Source organism: Thalassotalea sp. G20_0 (assembly GCF_017744175.1).
Lineage (GTDB): Bacteria > Pseudomonadota > Gammaproteobacteria > Pseudomonadales > Endozoicomonadaceae > Endozoicomonas.
The window spans coordinates 1-3,090 of sequence record NZ_JAGHQV010000131.1; the positions used below are offsets into that span (position 1 = coordinate 1).

The 3,090-nt window shown below is 34.6% G+C and carries 3 protein-coding genes and 1 pseudogene; all 4 read right to left on the reverse strand.

The features are described from left to right. Positions 1-125 precede the first annotated feature (125 nt). Complete coding sequence (locus J7438_RS24875) at positions 126-848, reverse strand: HNH endonuclease (RefSeq protein ID WP_209278738.1); 723 nt, start codon at positions 846-848, stop codon at positions 126-128. Between the two features lie 78 nt (positions 849-926). Further along, a complete protein-coding gene (locus J7438_RS24880; protein WP_209278739.1) occupies positions 927-1,619 on the reverse strand; it encodes a hypothetical protein in 693 nt (230 codons plus the stop codon). 3 nt (positions 1,620-1,622) lie between these two features. Further along, positions 1,623-2,096 (reverse strand): hypothetical protein, encoded by a 474-nt coding sequence (locus J7438_RS24885; protein WP_209278740.1) that lies wholly within the window; start codon positions 2,094-2,096, stop codon positions 1,623-1,625. Further along, a pseudogene (locus J7438_RS28055) lies at positions 2,096-2,926 on the reverse strand (ParA family protein). The gene J7438_RS24885 and the pseudogene J7438_RS28055 overlap by 1 nt, the downstream one beginning before the upstream one ends. Positions 2,927-3,090 lie beyond the last annotated feature (164 nt).

Sequence of the window (3,090 nt, forward strand, 5' to 3'; positions counted from 1 at the left end):
AAATTGGGCTTGTTTCATTGAAAGACTTATGGATCAGGTTTCACCATCATTGTTGAACCGCCCGGTGCGGACCCGCATGCCGGGTGCTGTGGGGAGGGTTGGAGAAAGACCAGCCCTTACCCGATTTATGCACTTTCTAAGAACCAGTTTCGATGATATTGAAAATTGGACGTATCTATTTGGTGCTCTTTATTTATATAAAGCTTACTATCTAAACCAGTGATCGAAAAATCGTCTTCAATAAAAATTCCGCCAAGGTCAAAAAGTTTATGATGATTTGGACATAAACATAAGATATTGCTTAAATCATCTTTGCCATTGTGTGGGCTTCCAAGAGGGCGTATGTGTGCAGCCTCTGCATATTTAAAATCAATTCCAGTTAATTTTGTTCTGCAAATTTGACACTCATAGTCGTAAAGTTCTTTCACAAATTTAGCTATTTTATAATCTCTAACTACTGAGTTGAGTGTGTATTCCCTACGCTTTGGCTCACTGACAGCCCCTTGTACAGAAGGAGTTTCTAATAAATCTGGTATATGTTTATAGTCAACACTCTTTAATCTTCTCTGAGCAGTTTCTAACTGATTTCGTGTAAATAGACTCTGCCAATTTTCATCTAAAACTAAAGCTTCAAGGCTGAGATCTAATCTATGATTTATAAATAGCTGTGTAAACCCTTCCCAGTTATCATCATTTGAATCAAGTATCTCTTGAGCATATCTATACGCACCAATTCTCAAAGCCTTACTTTTAAACTTTCTTGGATTATATGAAGTAGCACTTTTTGTTTTTTCACAGAGTTTGATAACTGTGATATGAAAATTTTCTTCTTTTTTATTTCGATGCATCGTTTTTCTTCATTTGGTGCATAACGCCTGCATCAGGTGCGCCGTAGGCGTCACCTGGATGCACTTGTTAGATTGAAATTACTCCGACTCGATTTTGATTAAGCTTTTAATATTAAAAGGGAATCTTTTTAGTTCATCACTAAAAAACAGAGTAAATAGAGTGTTTATTTTATCAACGGTTTCTAGGTAATGTTTCTTCCATTTTCCAAATTCAGCGTCAGAAAACTCTTGATTAAACTCAGACTCCTTCTGAGTTTGGAAGTATTGAAGAGATTCAGCATGTATATGCTTCGAGAAAAATTTCCACTTGCTAGATATTTGTTCAACGAGCAACGAAATCTTATTTTGAGTTTCTCTACCTGAGAACCTAGGGTGTTCTTTTATATAATCCTTAAGTTTATCGTGTTTAATGACAAATTTTCCAGACTCCCATTTTTCTAATTCAACTGGGTGTTGGTAGAAATATATACTTTGAAGAGAGAGTTCGATTAAACTTCTCAAATGCATATTTGATGTTCTATAAAGACCTATGCTTGACAAATAATATGAAGAATTAACATCTTGATGTAGTTCATCCAACAAATGGTTTAAGTTATCTTCTGTAATTGAGTTAAGCCCTTCTTTCCAGTTTTTAAAGTACAGTGTTCTGAGGTAGCATTCATAGAACCCTACCTCTTTGTACTTGTCTAAAGTTTTATCTGAGAAACTTTTAAAGTGACAATCATATTTTGTGTAATCTTCTTGAGCATTAGACTCTATAATTTCTTTCACTAGTTATAAGTCCTTTAGTATCTCTACCCATTTGCTTAGCTCAATAGAGTTGCTTGCTTTTCTTGATGAATGCGATTTAGTTTTAAGGGCATATCCAGCATCTTCAATAGCCCATAGCAATGATCTCTTTAACTTACGCTTAACTTCAGGATCTTTTTCCACACGCTTAATTATTCGAGAAATCGTAGTATCTCTTGAAGCATTTTGTGACTTAAATTCAATGTCCATCTCTTCGTTGGCAAAGAATATAATGTCTTTAATATTTGGAAATATTGATCTATCAGACATTATCTCCCTAATAATTTCCAATTTATCTTCATAAGAGTAAGAAGAAATATCAGAACCTAGATCGTTGATGTCGATAAATACTTTGTATTGCTTAATAAAAGACTTAAGATATGAAGTGTCTAAACCCTTCTTTTCATAGTCTGATAAATCTTTTAATATTCGTTCAAGGTCATGGAGATGCTTAGCCATTAATTCCCCTCCAGAGTCAATAACAACTCTTTAACCAGGTTGCCGTATGAAACCACACCAGATTCATTAGGATACTGAATTCTAGCAGGTGAGCTAGATGAGCTAGCTTCGCTCACTTTTATGTTTTTAGGAATTATAGTGTTGAAACTATGAATATCTTCATTCTCACATACTTCCCTAATTTTTGGAATGAACTCAGAGTGAAGATTAGTATTTCGTTCAACTCTTGTGAACATACATCCTAAAAAGGTAACATCTATCTCCAATTCCTCTCTTAATTTCTTCACTCTGTTAATCAGTAAAGGTAGGCCCAAGAATGAATAAAAATCAGGTACTATTGGAGTTACTATATAGTTAGATGCAACAAGTGCATTTTGAGGTGCAAGAGTTAAGTTTGGCGGACAGTCTATGAGTACATAATCATATTCTTTATTTAATTTCTTTATTTGCCTAGATAGTATTTTCTCTCTTCCTGCTTGAGAGCTTAAATCTAAATCTAGAAAGGTTAAACTCAGATGTTAAGATATTAAGTCTAGACCTGAGATTCCTGCGACGTTTTCAATTACAGCATTGTTAATGTCGTACTCATCACTTCTGCTAGATAAATTGTTGTTTCTACCAAGAACATCTGCAATTGTATTCTTTGATATGTTTTCACTCCAGTCATCATAATCGACGAATGAAAATGTCGCATTGGTCTGAGGATCAATATCAATAAGTAAGACTCTCTTGTTGTGATCAGAGGCCAATATTGTTGCCATTTCCACAACCGATGTTGTCTTTCCAACACCGCCTTTCATATTGATAAATGATATTACTTTCACAAACACTCCTTAAATGTGATTTGCTTCGATGTATGTTTTCAATCTAACGCCAAAATCAGGTGCGCCGTAGGCGTCACCTGGATTTTTTTGTTATGTTCACGATGATTAGTACAAAGATTCCGAAAACAGTAGCTATGAATGTTAAAACTACTTTGAAGTAGTCAAACCAG

Bases quoted from the DNA above. Each gene is read 5' to 3' on its own strand.
- J7438_RS24875 (WP_209278738.1), bottom strand. From the start codon at position 848: ATGCATCGAAATAAAAAAGAAGAAAATTTTCATATCACAGTTATCAAA.
- J7438_RS24885 (WP_209278740.1), bottom strand. From the start codon at position 2,096: ATGGCTAAGCATCTCCATGACCTTGAACGAATATTAAAAGATTTATCA.